The 14,727-nt window shown below is 37.7% G+C and carries 13 protein-coding genes; 6 read left to right on the top strand and 7 right to left on the bottom strand.

Annotated features, from left to right (window positions below; genetic code table 11):
* Window positions 1-2: 2 nt before the first annotated feature.
* On the bottom strand, window positions 3-1,307 hold the full coding sequence (gene purB, locus DI076_RS13510) for an adenylosuccinate lyase (RefSeq protein ID WP_108960323.1): 1,305 nt from the start codon (window positions 1,305-1,307) through the stop codon (window positions 3-5).
* Between the two features lie 108 nt (window positions 1,308-1,415).
* On the opposite strand from purB, the gene DI076_RS13505 reads away from it, so the two are divergent.
* Entirely contained in the window at window positions 1,416-2,183 is a 768-nt protein-coding gene (locus DI076_RS13505) for a glucose 1-dehydrogenase (protein WP_108960322.1), read from the top strand.
* Here DI076_RS13505 and DI076_RS13500 read toward each other — a convergent pair.
* From DI076_RS13500 to DI076_RS13485, 4 genes are all read right to left on the bottom strand, one after another.
* Window positions 2,170-4,134 carry a M23 family metallopeptidase gene (locus tag DI076_RS13500; protein ID WP_108960321.1) on the bottom strand — a complete coding sequence of 655 codons (1,965 nt, stop codon included), beginning with the start codon at window positions 4,132-4,134 and terminating at the stop codon, window positions 2,170-2,172. The genes DI076_RS13505 and DI076_RS13500 overlap by 14 nt on opposite strands.
* 93 nt (window positions 4,135-4,227) lie before the next feature.
* A complete protein-coding gene (locus DI076_RS13495) occupies window positions 4,228-5,010 on the bottom strand; it encodes an enoyl-CoA hydratase/isomerase family protein (protein WP_108960320.1) in 783 nt (260 codons plus the stop codon).
* Window positions 5,011-5,046: 36 nt separating this feature from the next.
* Complete coding sequence (locus DI076_RS13490) at window positions 5,047-6,045, bottom strand: response regulator (protein WP_245918429.1); 999 nt, start codon at window positions 6,043-6,045, stop codon at window positions 5,047-5,049.
* 7 nt (window positions 6,046-6,052) lie between these two features.
* The gene (locus tag DI076_RS13485) at window positions 6,053-7,402 is read right to left on the bottom strand and encodes an EAL domain-containing protein (protein ID WP_108960319.1); all 1,350 of its coding nucleotides are present in this window, start codon (window positions 7,400-7,402) and stop codon (window positions 6,053-6,055) included.
* Window positions 7,403-7,490: 88 nt separating this feature from the next.
* Between DI076_RS13485 and DI076_RS13480 the strand changes: the two genes are divergently transcribed.
* Window positions 7,491-7,736 (top strand): GlsB/YeaQ/YmgE family stress response membrane protein, encoded by a 246-nt coding sequence (locus DI076_RS13480; RefSeq protein ID WP_108960318.1) that lies wholly within the window; start codon window positions 7,491-7,493, stop codon window positions 7,734-7,736.
* Between the two features lie 85 nt (window positions 7,737-7,821).
* Here the strand turns inward: DI076_RS13480 and DI076_RS13475 are convergent, their stop codons facing one another.
* Entirely contained in the window at window positions 7,822-8,565 is a 744-nt protein-coding gene (locus DI076_RS13475; protein ID WP_108960317.1) for a YebC/PmpR family DNA-binding transcriptional regulator, read from the bottom strand.
* 123 nt (window positions 8,566-8,688) lie between these two features.
* On the opposite strand from DI076_RS13475, the gene DI076_RS13470 reads away from it, so the two are divergent.
* The 4 genes from DI076_RS13470 to DI076_RS13455 are packed head-to-tail and all read left to right on the top strand — an operon-like array spanning window position 8,689 to window position 12,771.
* The gene (locus DI076_RS13470) at window positions 8,689-9,855 is read left to right on the top strand and encodes an acyl-CoA dehydrogenase family protein (protein ID WP_108960316.1); all 1,167 of its coding nucleotides are present in this window, start codon (window positions 8,689-8,691) and stop codon (window positions 9,853-9,855) included.
* A 56-nt stretch (window positions 9,856-9,911) separates the two neighbouring features.
* On the top strand, window positions 9,912-10,481 hold the full coding sequence (locus DI076_RS13465; protein ID WP_108960315.1) for an anthranilate synthase component II: 570 nt from the start codon (window positions 9,912-9,914) through the stop codon (window positions 10,479-10,481).
* Window positions 10,478-12,373, top strand: coding sequence for an ABC transporter ATP-binding protein (locus DI076_RS13460; protein WP_108960314.1), 1,896 nt, complete (start codon window positions 10,478-10,480; stop codon window positions 12,371-12,373). Before DI076_RS13465 ends, DI076_RS13460 begins: the two co-directional genes overlap by 4 nt.
* Window positions 12,370-12,771, top strand: a complete 402-nt coding sequence (locus DI076_RS13455; RefSeq protein WP_108960313.1) for a response regulator — start codon at window positions 12,370-12,372, stop codon at window positions 12,769-12,771. The genes DI076_RS13460 and DI076_RS13455 overlap by 4 nt, the downstream gene beginning before the upstream one ends.
* Here the strand turns inward: DI076_RS13455 and DI076_RS13450 are convergent.
* Complete coding sequence (locus DI076_RS13450; protein WP_108960312.1) at window positions 12,758-14,632, bottom strand: HEAT repeat domain-containing protein; 1,875 nt, start codon at window positions 14,630-14,632, stop codon at window positions 12,758-12,760. The genes DI076_RS13455 and DI076_RS13450 overlap by 14 nt on opposite strands.
* Between the last annotated feature and the right edge of the window lie 95 nt (window positions 14,633-14,727).

Below are 14,727 nucleotides of genomic sequence, written 5' to 3'. Positions count from 1 at the left end.
ATTTAATCTGTAATTCCCAAACGTTTGAAAATGAGAGGGATACGTTCTAAATATGGTTTGATTTGGAAAATCTCATCCAAGTCGCTATCTTTTAGGATGGCAGAACATCTCGGATCTTGTTTCAAAAGGTCACGCAGATTTTTAGATTGGTCTGCCCACACTGCCATGGCATTTTCCTGTACGATGAGGTAAGCGTCTTCACGAGTGATCCCACCTTTTTCGATGAGCCATAACAATACTTTTTGTGAAAAGATGAGTCCACGCGTTACGTTTAACGTACGTTCTGTGGCATCTGGATAGACATGAAGTCCCTTTAAAACAAAGTTCATTTTTTCCAAAATGTAATCGAGTGCGATCGTGGAGTCAGGTAGGACAATTCGTTCTGCAGAAGAATGGGAAATATCACGTTCATGCCAAAGTCCTACGTTTTGTAATCCAACGTTTACATTGGAACGGATGACCCGAGAAATTCCCGAAATACGTTCACAGACCACAGGATTTCGTTTGTGAGGCATTGCGGAAGATCCTTTTTGGCCTTTGGCAAACGGCTCTTCGACTTCTCGTCCTTCTGTTTTTTGTAAGAGACGAATTTCAGTTGCCATACGATCCAAACTCGCAGCAACCACTCCAAGAACAGACATATAAAATGCATGTCGGTCCCGTGAGATTACTTGAGTGGCAATTGGATCCACTTTTAGTCCGAGTTTGTTTAATACATACTCTTCAATTTCTAAATCAATATTGGAGTAAGTTCCTACTGCACCTGAAAGTTTACCAACTGCAACTTGTTCGCGGGCATCTTTCATACGTTCTAAGTTACGAGTCATCTCCGCATAAAAGAGAGCAAACTTAAGACCAAGAGTCATTGGTTCTGCGTGAATTCCATGAGAACGTCCGATACAAGGAAGGTCTTTGTACTCTTTTGCTTTTTGTTTGGTTGTTTCGAGAAGAGTTTCTGTGCGTTGGATGAGTAGGTCCATTGCTTGCACCATTTGCACACAAAGTGCAGTGTCACCTACGTCACTGGATGTCAGTCCAAAGTGAACATGACGGCCTGCTGGTCCTATATAAGAATTTAAATTGGTTAAGTATGCGATCACATCGTGATGGACTTTGGATTCAATCTCTAGAATTTCTTCTACATTGAATTTCGCTTTTTGTTTAATCGTTTCGAGGTCTTCTTTTGGGACTTCTCCTCGGTTCGCACGGGCTTCGCAGGCATAAATTTCAATATCTGTCCAAATCTTAAATTTGTTCTCTAATTCCCAAATGGCGGAAATTTCAGGATGGCTATAACGATCGATCATAAGGGCAGTCTTTCAGTGCAAACTTCTCTTTCAACTGGGAATTTTACGATTGCCGAACGATGTTCGAGTTTCATGTTTAGAAACAAGTAATAAATCCTAGGGGGGCATATGTCCAAAGAATTCGAAGGAAAAGTAGCACTGGTAACGGGAGCTGCCTCTCCCATTGGTTTGGGTCGAGCAATCGCAAACCGAATCGCATCGCATGGTGCAAGTTTGGTGCTTGTTGATTTGAATCAGGAAAAAATTGAAGAAGCTGCAAGAGAAGTAGAAGCAAAATTCGGTGTGAAAGCGATCGGTGTTGCTTGTAACGTAACAAAACCAGAAGATTGTGATGCTGCTATTAGCAAAACAAAAGAAGTATTTGGAAAACTCGATTTCCTTGTAAACAATGCTGGTGTATTAAAAGATAACTTACTCATTCGTATGTCAGAACAAGAGTATGACTTTGTAATGGATGTAAATTGTAAGGGTGTTTTTCTAATGACTAAGTCAGCTAGTAAACTCATTCTCAAGTCTGATTCTGGAAGAATTGTCAATATTTCTTCTGTATCAGGACTCACTGGCCAACCTGGCCAAGCAAACTACTCAACTTCTAAAGCGGGTGTGATTGCTCTTACAAAAGTATCTGCACGTGAATTCTCTGGAAGAAACGTACTTGTAAACGCTGTATGCCCAGGTTATGTGCAAACAGAAATGACAGGAACTCTTTCCAAAGAAGTACAAGAAAAGTTAACTGATCCTGCTGTGATCCCTCTTAAACGTCCTGGAAAACAGGAAGAGATCGCATCTGCTGTGAAGTTTTTCTTAAGTAATGATGCATCTTACATCACAGGAACATACCTCCGAGTTGACGGTGGTGCTGCTATCGGGATGTAGACTTTTTATCCTTTGCCTTAGGTGCGATAGTGATTGGTTTTGCCACCTTTTGCACCTTAGGCGAAGATTGTTTTGGTTTTGACTCTTTTGTAGATTTTTTCTCTTTTGAAGTTTCTACTGAAATGGGTTCAGTGATAGGTTTTTTCTTCTCTTCTACAACTGGAGGTGTTTGGATTTCGTAATCAAACCTAACAGTTGAACTCCAATTTCCTGCAAAATCCCTCACACTCGCAAGGACAGTATGTTTACCTGGTTCGTATAAACTTTCTGGTTCAAAAATTTCAAGTCTTCCATCTTTAGGAAAAAATTCTGCCTTTCCTGGGATTCCATCAACTGTAATATCGAATCCATCTGGCATAATTCCAGATCCTACATCCACAGCTTTCAAATACAACGCAAAGTCTTCTCTTGGATAAACAGTTTTGTTCATCAATTCATGTAAATAGATGTTTGGTGGTGTTTGGTCTGAAAGAACAACAAAAAGTCCCGTTTTTCTGAGTCTTACTTTAAAAAATTGTCCCCAAGAACTAAAGGAAGAACCATTTATTTTTTTTACATTCCCATCCGATAACACTTCATATAAATCGGCCGAGTTGATATCCTTTGTTTTCGGTACCTTTACATAAAGGTCATATCCCAAATTAAAATCTTTAAAGTCAGGACCTATTTTATAAACACTGGAAAGTTGATTAAGGCCTTGAGTGTTGATTTTGATCTGTTCTTGCGCTTCAATTTCAAAAAATGCTTTGGAATACACAGCATTCACTGGAAAAAACAATTCGACTTTTGTATCTTTGGATTTAAAGGTTGTGTAACGATCATAATACACATTGTATTTCCATTCTTTGGTAACGATGTGGCTATAATCCCCCTGGTCTTTCAAAACATAAAAGGAAGCGAGTGACATTTGTCCACCCATACCAGTAGCTCGAATGGTAACTTCTTTAGGTTCCCCCATTTTCATTTGTTCGCTATCAAGTAACCCTTGTTCTCGACCATTACTTCGCATTCCTAATAAATCATTTCCATCTCTTGTATGTAAATAATATGAAAATGGATTTCCATTAGGTTTACTGACAGAGCTGTCATATAATAAAACATTCTTTCTTGTATGTTCTTTTAAAATTTTGGATAATTGAAAACCTTGTAAAATATTATCACCAATTAACATATCTAAGGTGAAAATTCCAAGTCGATTGTTATTTGATTTTTGATGGATAGCAATTTGGATGCCTACTTTCCCTTGTATAAAAAGTGTTGGTGATTCAGACAATTCAAATCGGTTTCCACTCGTTTCATAAAAAGGAATTTCTATCGTTTCATTTCTACCGTTGATGAAAGTTCGTGGAGTTTGGGGAGTGATCCTTAACGTATTAAACACGATTGGTTCTGCAGCATTGTAACCTAGTCCAAAGTGCATTGGATTGTAATACACATTGTCTTTGAATAATTCGAAATGTAGGTGAGGTGGACCAACTCCTGTATCACCAGAAAAAGCAATGGTTTCTCCTGCTTCTACTTCAACAGGTTCTGGAAGTGCTATGTCAAAATCAGTTCTATCTTTGAATCGTTTTGATTGTTTTGATTTTAAGATTTGTTTTACAACCTTCGGTGCAAATTTGTGAAGGTGTCCATAACGTGATGTCATTCCATCATCATGCTGTAAAAATAGCGCATAACCAATGCTAGTCCATCTTCTTTGTACACGCGTGACTTTTCCTTTTGCCACAGCAAGTATTGGAACTCCAATCCTACCACCGGTAGAAAAATCCTGTCCCATATGAAAATGTCCCGTTCGAAATTCACCAAAGGCACCTGTTATGGAATCATATCCTTTCACTGGCCATACATAAGGGTTCTTTAAAACAAATCCTGGTGGGAAATCAGAAGAAGATATTGCTAAGATCGGAAAAAAACTAGTTATGAGGACAAATACGAAAGAACGCAACATCAGATTTCACTATAATTTTCGGCATCTATGGTGAAAACACTTATAAGAAATAAGGGGATTAGAAATCTTCCCCATTATTTCCATCAATTTTAATTATTGGAAAACAGGTCTTCTTTTTTCCTTTAATGCAGTCATTGCTTCTAGTAGATTTTCTACAACTCCTGGTTGTTCAAAAGATTTGGTCGTGTCAATTTTATACTGTTCCAAATTTCGAAGTAGAGCGGCGTTGAGAGTATTTTTTGTCGCACGGTATGCAGACGAAGGAACTTTTGCAAGTGCCTCTAACTTTTTAAGTGATAGTTTTCTTACTTCTTCTTGAGAAGAAGCAATCTCATCAATCAAACCAATTTTTTTAGCTTCAGGTGCTTTGTAGATCGTTCCTTCTAAACAGACTTCTGCCCAATACCTTGGTTCCACACACATTTTGATTCGATCAATAAAACTTGCTGGAAGTGGTAGACCTACATTCACTTCTGTAAATCCAATACGACATTTTCCATCTAACATATATTTGAAGTCTGATGCAACTGTAATCACCGCACCACCACCCATAGCATAACCTGTTACTTCAGTAATGAGTGGTTTATCAAATTGAACCATCTCACCAAATAAAATGACAATGCCGCCAACTTCATCAATCAGTTTGTTTCTAGGTGTTGAGAGTAGATTTTCTGCATCTAATCCATTGCAAAAAAACTTCGGATTGTCTGTTCCTAAAATCACACCTCGTTTGGTTGGATCTGCTTTGATTTCTTTTAAAATCTCACCAAGATCACGCATGTTTTGGCCAGTTAAAGAGTTTTGTTCATTCATTTGAAAACGAATGATTTCTCCTTTGCCATTTGGTAGATCGATTACTTCTCGTTTGTAGTTCATGTTTCTCTTCTTAAATTACGATTTTTTTTGAATGTTCTATTTTGAATTTTCCGCTTGTTCCGGCCCAGGAATTGGATCCGAAGTTTCTTTTTCTTTTGGAGATTGAAGATTTTCTGTAGGATTAGATTCGTTCAAATTTGTTGCTGGATTTGCTTCAGGATTGGTGTTAATTTCAATCTTCACATCACCTAAATTAGTTGGAGGAACAGGATTGTTTTGACTTGGTCCTTTGTTTGAGTCTTTTGTAAATTTTTCCTTTTTCTCTTTTTTACGAAGTTCTTCCTTTTTTAATTCTTCCATTTTAACGTATTCATCGAATTCGTTTGGAGCCATAAAAACCAACATTTTTTCATCATCAGTTGAATGTTCAATGAAGGCTCCCATATGTCGGCCTGCTATGAAGATTACCTTCTCATGATTCTGAAAAATTTTAATTACACGTTCAAAAACTTCTACTTCTTCTTTTCCAAGCTCAGGAACTACACGAACATCAAAACAGATTCTTTCAGTGTGAATGGATTTTAAAAAATTGAGTGTGAATATTTTTTTAAATTCGGGAAAAACATATCTTTTTAGATTCGCACGGCATTGGAATAAAACACGATCCTGTCCACGGTCAACAACTACAAAGGATACATTGTCACGAGTTTTTGAAGATTCACTAAACTTATATTCTTCGATATGAGAATGGATTCTATCGAGTAAAGATTGTTTGGCTAACGGTTTTACAATAAAGTCAGTAAATCCAAGTTTTTTATGATTAGCAATGAAGTTTGTATCTTCCTTTGGGATCATTGCTAATATTGGAATGTTATGAGTGATAACATCACGCCGTAATTCCAAGATGAATTCTAATTCTTTTTTATCTTTGAAGGTCAAACCCATGAGAATGATGTCTGGATTTGAAGATTTTACATACTCTTGGACAGTTTGGGAAAACTTTGTAATGACAACTCTTTGTCTTAATCCAAGAAAGATGTTTTCCAAATCTTGGGAAGAATTTGGATCGTTTTCAATTGCCATGATAAAATGCATAAAAACTTTAAATGAGTCCTTCTTCGGATGCGACTAAAAACAAGTTACCAACTTTCTTTTGTTTTTCCGATAAAATTTTGTCTGTCAATACTTCTTTCACAACATCTTCGTGTATGGAATGGAGTAAATCAAAATCTCTTTTGTAATCAGAAACTGTCATTTTACCAAATAAAATATTTGCTTGGAATTGATAAATTTGGTGTTCCATAAGAAAACGTAACGTATCAAAATCTTCTACTGCTTCTGCTGTTATGACAGCTTCTCTGTTGTCAGCTAATCGTTTGCAATAATCAATGAATGCTAAGTTGTCTAAAAATTTAATTTGGTCTTCTTCAATTTTAAATTTAAAACTAATTGGGTCCAATTTAAATTCTTTGATCATAATTCCCAAATCTAATACTATTTGATGAGACTGACTTTTTACACCAAAGTCATCAGCAGCAAAACTCATTCCATGAGAATAAAACGCATGGCAGACGTCTTTTAATTGGTATTTTGATTCGTCGTATGGTTTTTCTACGAGTTCGAATCGAATATTTTCTGGAAAAAGATCCTTACTTAATATTAATTTTTTAAGTCGGTCAACACGTTCGTTTTGCGAAAATGTATCAATTAGAGATTGAGGTGAGATATTAAATTTTAAAAGGCCAGGTGCACCTTCGCATGCAATGATCAGTTTTTCTAAAATTAATAGTTCAATCCGATTGAGGTCTTGGTCAGCGGGAATGTCATTGATTAAATCTTTATAACCAATATAAGCACCACCACCTAAAAAAACTTCCCCTCCTTTTACAGAATAGGTTTTGTCTTTTGGATTAAAAATAACTGTCGGTTGGATCATTGCTTCATGAACAGATCCAGAGATATAAGTGTTTGCCTTGTTGTAGTAAGTCCAACTCCAACGGACTAAGTTATCATTCAGATTTTTTTCTGAAGATTTGAAAAGTTCGGCAAAAATTTCTTCGTTATCGGAAATAAAGTTGGATTGAGTTCTTGAAACTCCAAAATGAAATGAAACAATTTTGTTTTGTATACATTGTTGTTGGAATTTACCGACAGAGTTTTCGATATTAGGAAACTTTTCAATGTCCCATTCAAAAAGAGGTGAAATTCCCATTAGTAGTATATTTTGTTTTTCAAAGTAATGGAATCCGAAACAAATATCTTCTAAGTCCAAACAGGAGTAAAATTCAGTACGTAATAAATCTAAAAAATCAGTAAGTTCAATGCCTGTGATATTTTCAAACCGAATGAGAAAGAGTGGTTTCCCTTTATTTTCTTGGATGAAATGTTTTTTAAAAACTTCCAAGTCTTTCATTCCAAAATAATAAGGACCAGTTAAAAGTTGATTTTTCAAATGTTACCTTCGTATATGATTTGATTCTTTCACGACGTCTTGTAATTTTATGAGAATTCAATAGAAAAGGCAACAAGGATAGTCACTTATGTTTAGTTTTATTTGGTTTTTACTCATTGGTCTAGCGGCTGGATGGCTTGCTGGTCGAATCTTACGTGGAAAAGGTTTTGGAATCATCGCCAATTTAGTGATTGGTGTGGTGGGTTCCTTTTTAGGTGGAATTGTGTTTGGTCTTCTTGGATTTCGTTCTTATGGACTCATAGCGGAACTCATAGTCGCTGTGGTTGGTGCCATTTTATTGATTATCATCGCAGGGATGATCAAAAGAAAATAGAACTCTCAGGCCTATCTTTCAGATCTGATCATCTTGCGAAAAGAGAGGGTGACATAAGTCCCCTCTTTTGCTTCGCTTTTTTTGATTAGTCGAGTTCGACTCCCTCGCCTAACTCAAAGTTGGAGCTCACTCCTTGGACATCATCGTTTCCTTCTAGGTTTTCGATCAGTTTCATGACTTTTTCGGCAGTCTCTTTATCGTTCACTTCAACCGTTGTCATGGGAATGTATTTGATTTCCGACTCTTCCATATTCAATCCTTTGGAGGAAAGAGCTGACTGCACTGCTTCGTATTCCGCTGGTGATGTGAGAACCACATACATGCCGTCATTCACTTGGATGTCTTCGGCCCCTGCACCCAGTGCTAAATCAAACAAAGCTTCTTCCGATATTTGATCAGCTTTTAGAGTGAGTTGGCCTTTTCGTTCGAAGAGTCGTGACACAGCACCAGCATTGGCAAGGGATCCACCAAGTTTGGTTAAAATACTTTTAATTTCGGGAGTTGTACGAGACTTTTTATCGGTAAGCACATCGACCATGATGGCAACACCACCAGGTGCATAACATTCATAGAGACACTCTTCGTATACCATACCCTCGAGGCCTCCCGTACCTTTTTTGATGGCACGTTCGATATTGTCTTTAGGCATGTTGGCAGCTTTTGCCTTAGTGACGGCTAAACGTAATCTTGGGTTTCCTTCTTGGTCACCACCACCTTCTTTGGCTGCCACAGAAATTTCTTTGGCTATCCTTGTAAAGATGGCGCCTCTTTTGGCATCAATGGCTCCCTTTTTTCTCCGAATCGTCGCCCATTTCGAGTGTCCTGACATTGTTGTCTCCCATGGCTAGAATTTTGGATTCAAAAGATTTTTCAACAGATTTAAGTCGCCCTAGTTTCTTGACTCATAGAGAAAATTCCAAAGTACTGTAAAAAAACATCTATAAGGCAACCCATGATCGACTTTTCAATCACCGATGAACAAAAAGCCCTCCGCGAATTAGCCAGAGATTTCGCAAAAAATGAAATGATTCCTAAAGCGGAACACCATGACCACACAGGTGAGTATCCAAAAGAGATTTTGAAGAAAGCATTTGATGTGGGTCTTATGAACATGCACATCCCTGCAGAATATGGTGGAGCAGGACTTGGTGTGTTGGATGAACTGATCGCCTCAGAAGAATTATTTTATGGATGTTCTGGGATGGCAACTGCGATCCTAGCAAACAACTTAGCACTCGCTCCCGTATTGTTAGGTGCAGATGACTATGTGATGAAAAAATTCATCCAACCAATGACTCAAAATTTTACACTCGCAGCGTATGCTGTAACAGAGCCAGGTGCAGGATCTGACGTTGCCGGAATTCGTACCACTGCAAAACGAGTCGGAGATGAGTACATCATCAACGGATCTAAAATGTGGATCACCAATGCAGGACATGCAGATTGGTTTTTTGTCCTTGCGAAAACAGATCCAAACGCTGGGCACAAAGGAATGACAGGCTTCATTGTAGATGCAAAAACTCCTGGAATCATCATCGGTAAAAAAGAAAAGAATATGGGACAACGTTGTTCCGACACTCGAGGTGTTACTTTCGAGGATGTTAAAGTTCCAAAAGAAAATATGATCGGTAAAGAAGGGGAAGGTTTCAAAATTGCAATGGGTGCATTTGACCAAACTCGCCCGGCAGTAGCAATTGGAGCAGTTGGTGTAGCTCGCGCAGCTCTTGATCATTCCATTCGTTATGCAAACACTCGTAATGCGTTCGGGAAACCAATTTCTGTGAACCAAGGTGTTAGTTTTATGATCGCAGAAATGGCTCGTGATATCGAAGCAGGACGACTACTATGCTGGCAATCAGCATGGCTCATCGACAATGGTTTCCGTAACACATACCAAGCTTCCATTGCGAAAGTTTTTTGTGCCGACATGGCAATGCGTGTCACAACTGATGCGGTTCAAATTTTTGGTGGATACGGATTCAACGAAGAATACCCAGTTGAAAAATTGATGCGTGATGCAAAAATTTTCCAAATTTATGAAGGAACTTCACAAATCCAAAGAGTGATCATTTCGAAATTCCTCAACGATGGAGTTGGGATCGAAACTCCAAACGCTTAAAAGTTGGAATCGGGACCAGTGGAATTTGAAAAGAGTTCCACTGTTCCTATCCTAATATGTTTTTACTCATCGATAACTACGACTCCTTCACTTATATATTATTCCAATACTTAAACAAAATCGCACCAACAACTGTAATGCGAAATGACGAAAATTTACCTTTGGATACCCTGCAAAAATACCAAGCTGTTGTCCTTTCACCTGGACCTGGTTTACCAAAAACTTCTGGGAAACTCATGTCACATTTTGTTACTTTGTATCCGAAAGTTCCGATTCTTGGAATTTGTCTCGGCCACCAAACGATTGCGGAAACCTTTGGGGCAAAATTAGAACAAACCAAAGAAATTTACCATGGACGACCTTCTCCGATTGAACACACTGGAGAGGGTATTTTTAAAAACATCCCAAACCATTTTTTGGCTAACCGTTACCATTCTTGGGCGGTTTCAAAACTGAATTTTCCAAACGAATTGGAAGTGACAGCAGAATCGAAAGATGGTGTGATCATGGGAATTCGTCACAGAAAATGGAAAAAGGTCTTCGGGGTTCAGTTCCATCCTGAATCCATCCTCACTGAATATGGGGAAACCGTTCTTCGTAACTTCTATGAGGAAGTTCATTCATGAAATATTTTTTTAGATTATTGAGTTATAGCGTTCATTATAAACAAAGATTTGTTTTGGGACTTGTCTTTGCTCTCTTAACAGCCGTACTCAATGGAATTTCGCTAACTGCACTCATTCCTCTTTTTGATTCACTCGGTAGTGACAAAAACAATCGATTTCATTTGGATTTAACTTTACCTGAAAAAACTATTTTAGTTCAGGAAGTTTTACTAGGTGAAGATAGTTTAGATGGATTGGAAAGAATCAAACGTTTGATCATCTCTGCCAAACTCCAAATCAATGCTTATACAGAAAACATGGAACCCAAGGAAGTAGTTTGGGCAGTTTGTATTGCAGTGTTTCCACTGTATCTATTGAAATTGGGAACCTATTTATTATCTGTTTATTGTATTGCCACAGCTGGTTACAAAGCTGTTCGAGATATACGGCAAGAGTTATTCCAAAAGGTACAAAAGTTACCTCTCACGTATTTTTACAAAGAAAAAACTGGGCTTATCATGAGCCGTGTGATCAATGATGCAGAAATTGTGGCAGCCGTTATATCGAGTAACTTACGTGATGCGGTAATCAATTTCTTTTATGTTTTAACACACCTAATCATTCTTATTTATCTGAATTCCGATCTTTTGATTCTGGCATGTTTGACAGTTCCTGTTGTGATATTGCCAGTTACTTTGTTTACGAGAAAAATTTCTTCATCTACAGCTAGATTCCAAGAGAAGATAGCAGATCTCAATGGGCATATCCAGGAGTTTATTTCTGGTATCAAAGTCATTCGTACCTTTCGACAAGAAAAACAAGACCTTAAAAAGTTTGATAATATCAATTTTAAAGTTTATAGAAGGACATTTAAAGGTCAATTTTACTTACAAATGGCACCAAGCCTTGTTGAACTCACTTCGTCAATCGTAGTTCTCGGATATTTTGCGTTAGGTGCCAAATTTATCTATTCTGGTAAATTCACACAAGGTGAGTTTATGGCCTTTCTCCTAACTTTATTATTTTTAATGAGGCCACTCACTCAACTTTCGCAAATGGTAGGAAAAATCACCCAAGCCAATTCTGCTGGAAAACGTATTTTTGAAATCATCGATCGGGACCCAGAAGTAATCGAACATGGTGATGAAACAGTTCTTGAAAAGATCAAAGACGGAATCAAATTCGAAAATATCCATTTTTCATATCCTGGAACCAACCAAGAAGTTCTCAAAGGAATCAATTTGGATATCAAACTTGGCGAAACTTATGCATTTGTGGGAACAAGTGGTTCTGGAAAATCCACAATGATGGATTTAATTCCACGTTTTTTTGATCCAACAGCAGGACAGATCAAAATTGATGGAATTGATATCAAACAATACTCTCTCAAATCCCTTCGCAAAAAAATTGGAATTGTGACCCAAGAAATTTTCCTCTTTCACGGAACCATTGCTGAAAACATCGCGTATGGAACAGGTGCAGCCACACGAAAGGAAGTGGTAAGGGCTGCTCGTTTGGCGAATGCACATGATTTTATCACCAAAATGGAAAACGGATATGATACCATGATTGGTGTACGTGGATTAGATTTAAGTGGTGGGCAAAGGCAACGTTTAGTCATTGCTCGGGCATTATTACGAAATGCCGAGATTATGATTTTAGACGAAGCGACGAGTGCTCTTGATGCTGAATCGGAACGTTTGGTGAGCCGAGCCCTCGAAAGACTATTTCAAAATCGTACAACTTTTATAATTGCACATCGATTATCGACCGTAAGGCGAATCAAAAACATAGTTGTCATCGAAGAAGGTGAGATAAAGGAACAAGGTGATCACGATTCTTTACTCGAACAAAATGGTATTTATAAAAAACTATATGATAGTCAATTTGCGGATGCGGAGATCCAAATATGAAAAAAGTTCTGATAGTTGATGATAATGACCGCTATGCGAACAATCTTAAATTATATTTGGATGGTAAAAAAATAACTTCCGACAGAGCTGTTGATGCAAAACAAGGTTTGGAATTATTTATGAAGTCCACTGATTACGATATGATCATCTCCGATGTCACAATGGAAACTCAAACTTCTGGATTGTGGATGATGCGTAAAATTTACAAATCAGGATACAAAGGAGTTATGGTTATCGCATCAACTGGATTTGACGTCTGGGGAGTAATGCCGTTTTCTTCTTATTTTTTATCTTGGTTTTGCGGGTTACATTGGATGATTCCAAAGGTCCCACTCAAACAAGGAACGGTGGAATGGGTTCCCACCATTCTCTCAAAAGATAAAACTACTCCTTTCTAGGGACTTTTATTTCCTCGATAGGATTAAACAAGTTTTTGTGTTTTCCTTTTTTTAGCTGAGAATACTTCCCTGAATTTCCATCACTGCCTAATTGTTTCACTTCGATGATATCAATTTTTGGATAAAATACCCAACCGGTCACAAAAGCATTCCTTGCTCCAGGTAATGTAGATTCCATTTTCATTTGGATGTATTTATCTGTGACTATGTCTTCACCAATCCGAACAGCGAATTCTTTTTTGGTTTCTGATAGGATAAGACCAATTTCTTTATTTTTAATATAAGATAAAGGAACGGATCGTTCGTTAGGTTCTGATCTTAGATAATCATCTTCTACAAGAAAGATTGCATACTTTCCAAATGCTTTTCTTCGAAGTAGTGCTTCCCCAATCCGTTTTGTGAACTTTTCATCAGTTAAAGATTCATTCAAACGAATCAATGCAAATGTCGCGGAAAGGGAAGGATTTTTGCTAATTTCATCGATCGCCATCATGGTTAATGTAGGTTCTTCTGCGGCCACTCGTTCTAAGATTCGTAAACTCTCACGGCTACCATGAATGGCAAGGGCTTCAATTGCTGCTTCTTTGATTTCCTGTTCCGGTGATTTTAAAAATTTAGCAAAAATTTCAACATCAGCATCTAGTTTATGATAGGCGAGTCCACGTAAGGCACCAGAAACAATAACTACATATTCAGATGCAATCCCTTGCGTTAAAATTAATTCACGGCCAGCAGGATCCTTTGTTTTTCCAAGTCCTTCAAAACTGACTGCTATTACTTCAGGGTCTTCTGCCTTTGTACCTGCAATAAAATAGCTTAAGGAACGTTTATCGCCAATGTCAGAAAGAGCTTTGTAAGCTGCAGGGCGAACTTGGTAACCATCTTTATCTATCGCAGATTGTAAGGTAACACGACCAGCTTTCAATCGGCCAAGGGCTAAGGCTGCCGCAGATCGAACTCTTGGTATAGGATGAGTTGCGAGAATTTTTTCAAGATTTATAGGCTTACGATAGTATTCCCATCTGAAAACTTGAACAAGTCCATTTCGAATTTGTTCTGTATATTCTTTGTCTTTTTTCTCTTCATCAGAGAGGACTTCTTCCTCTTCCTTCTTAACCATTTCATTGATTTGTTCCGTCGCTTTTCCAGTAATTTTGGATTTGCGATTCAATCGTTTAATGGAAATTTTATTGGAAGTATCTTCTTTTTTAACAGCTACCTTTTCTGGTTTTTTGGAAGTTTGTGTGTCATTATTGATAAGGATTGGATCTTCTGTTCCCGTTTTGGTTTCAGGTTCAGCTATATCTCTTCCTTGGTTATAATTATTGGAATCTGATCTTAGATTACGGATTGCATTTTGAATCCCAATTGCTTTGGGACTATATTGTTGTAATGACTCTAATATATTTCCTAATTCTCGAGAAACTCGTCCAATTGTTGGTCCATCAAAATCATTTGGAGTACTATCAATTAAAGATTGGTTTGTTTGGATGAGTTCAGGTAACCGAGTGATCACGTTAGGTAAATCTTCTTCCAAATAAGCAGCAGCTTGCATTTCTTTATCAACTGCTTCCCCTACTGTTTTTTTGCTATCAGCACGTAAGGCAACATTCTCACCAAATTCTAATAATGCGATAGTTCTATGTGCTTCTTCAATAAATGAATCATACTTTCTATTATTTGTAACAGGAATGACAACATCTTTTGTTTTATGTGGATCTAAATCACTTCCTTGGTATTCGCGATACTTCGGAGAAACATCTGTTAATTGGAAGGGTTTTGACGTCGAACAACTGAAGAAAAAGAGTAAGAGCACCCACAAACTGCCTTTCCAAATTATGTCTTGACCCTTTTGAAACATATGATAGCCTACTTCCATACTTTGAATATCGGATACGTACTATAAGTAAAATTAGCGGCAACCTCGCTGGTCTTAAGCCAAACCAGCTAAAAAAG

The organism is Leptospira ellinghausenii (assembly GCF_003114815.1).
Taxonomy (GTDB): domain Bacteria; phylum Spirochaetota; class Leptospiria; order Leptospirales; family Leptospiraceae; genus Leptospira_A; species Leptospira_A ellinghausenii.
This window is presented reverse-complemented; position numbering and strand designations above follow the sequence as displayed.

Bases quoted from the DNA above. Each gene is read 5' to 3' on its own strand.
- DI076_RS13465 (WP_108960315.1), top strand. From the start codon at position 9,912: ATGTTTTTACTCATCGATAACTACGACTCCTTCACTTATATATTATTC.
- DI076_RS13475 (WP_108960317.1), bottom strand. From the start codon at position 8,565: ATGTCAGGACACTCGAAATGGGCGACGATTCGGAGAAAAAAGGGAGCC.
- DI076_RS13460 (WP_108960314.1), top strand. From the start codon at position 10,478: ATGAAATATTTTTTTAGATTATTGAGTTATAGCGTTCATTATAAACAA.
- DI076_RS13470 (WP_108960316.1), top strand. From the start codon at position 8,689: ATGATCGACTTTTCAATCACCGATGAACAAAAAGCCCTCCGCGAATTA.
- DI076_RS13450 (WP_108960312.1), bottom strand. From the start codon at position 14,632: ATGTTTCAAAAGGGTCAAGACATAATTTGGAAAGGCAGTTTGTGGGTG.
- DI076_RS13455 (WP_108960313.1), top strand. From the start codon at position 12,370: ATGAAAAAAGTTCTGATAGTTGATGATAATGACCGCTATGCGAACAAT.
- DI076_RS13495 (WP_108960320.1), bottom strand. From the start codon at position 5,010: ATGAACTACAAACGAGAAGTAATCGATCTACCAAATGGCAAAGGAGAA.
- DI076_RS13505 (WP_108960322.1), top strand. From the start codon at position 1,416: ATGTCCAAAGAATTCGAAGGAAAAGTAGCACTGGTAACGGGAGCTGCC.
- purB (WP_108960323.1), bottom strand. From the start codon at position 1,307: ATGATCGATCGTTATAGCCATCCTGAAATTTCCGCCATTTGGGAATTA.
- DI076_RS13480 (WP_108960318.1), top strand. From the start codon at position 7,491: ATGTTTAGTTTTATTTGGTTTTTACTCATTGGTCTAGCGGCTGGATGG.
- DI076_RS13490 (WP_245918429.1), bottom strand. From the start codon at position 6,045: ATGCATTTTATCATGGCAATTGAAAACGATCCAAATTCTTCCCAAGAT.
- DI076_RS13500 (WP_108960321.1), bottom strand. From the start codon at position 4,134: ATGTTGCGTTCTTTCGTATTTGTCCTCATAACTAGTTTTTTTCCGATC.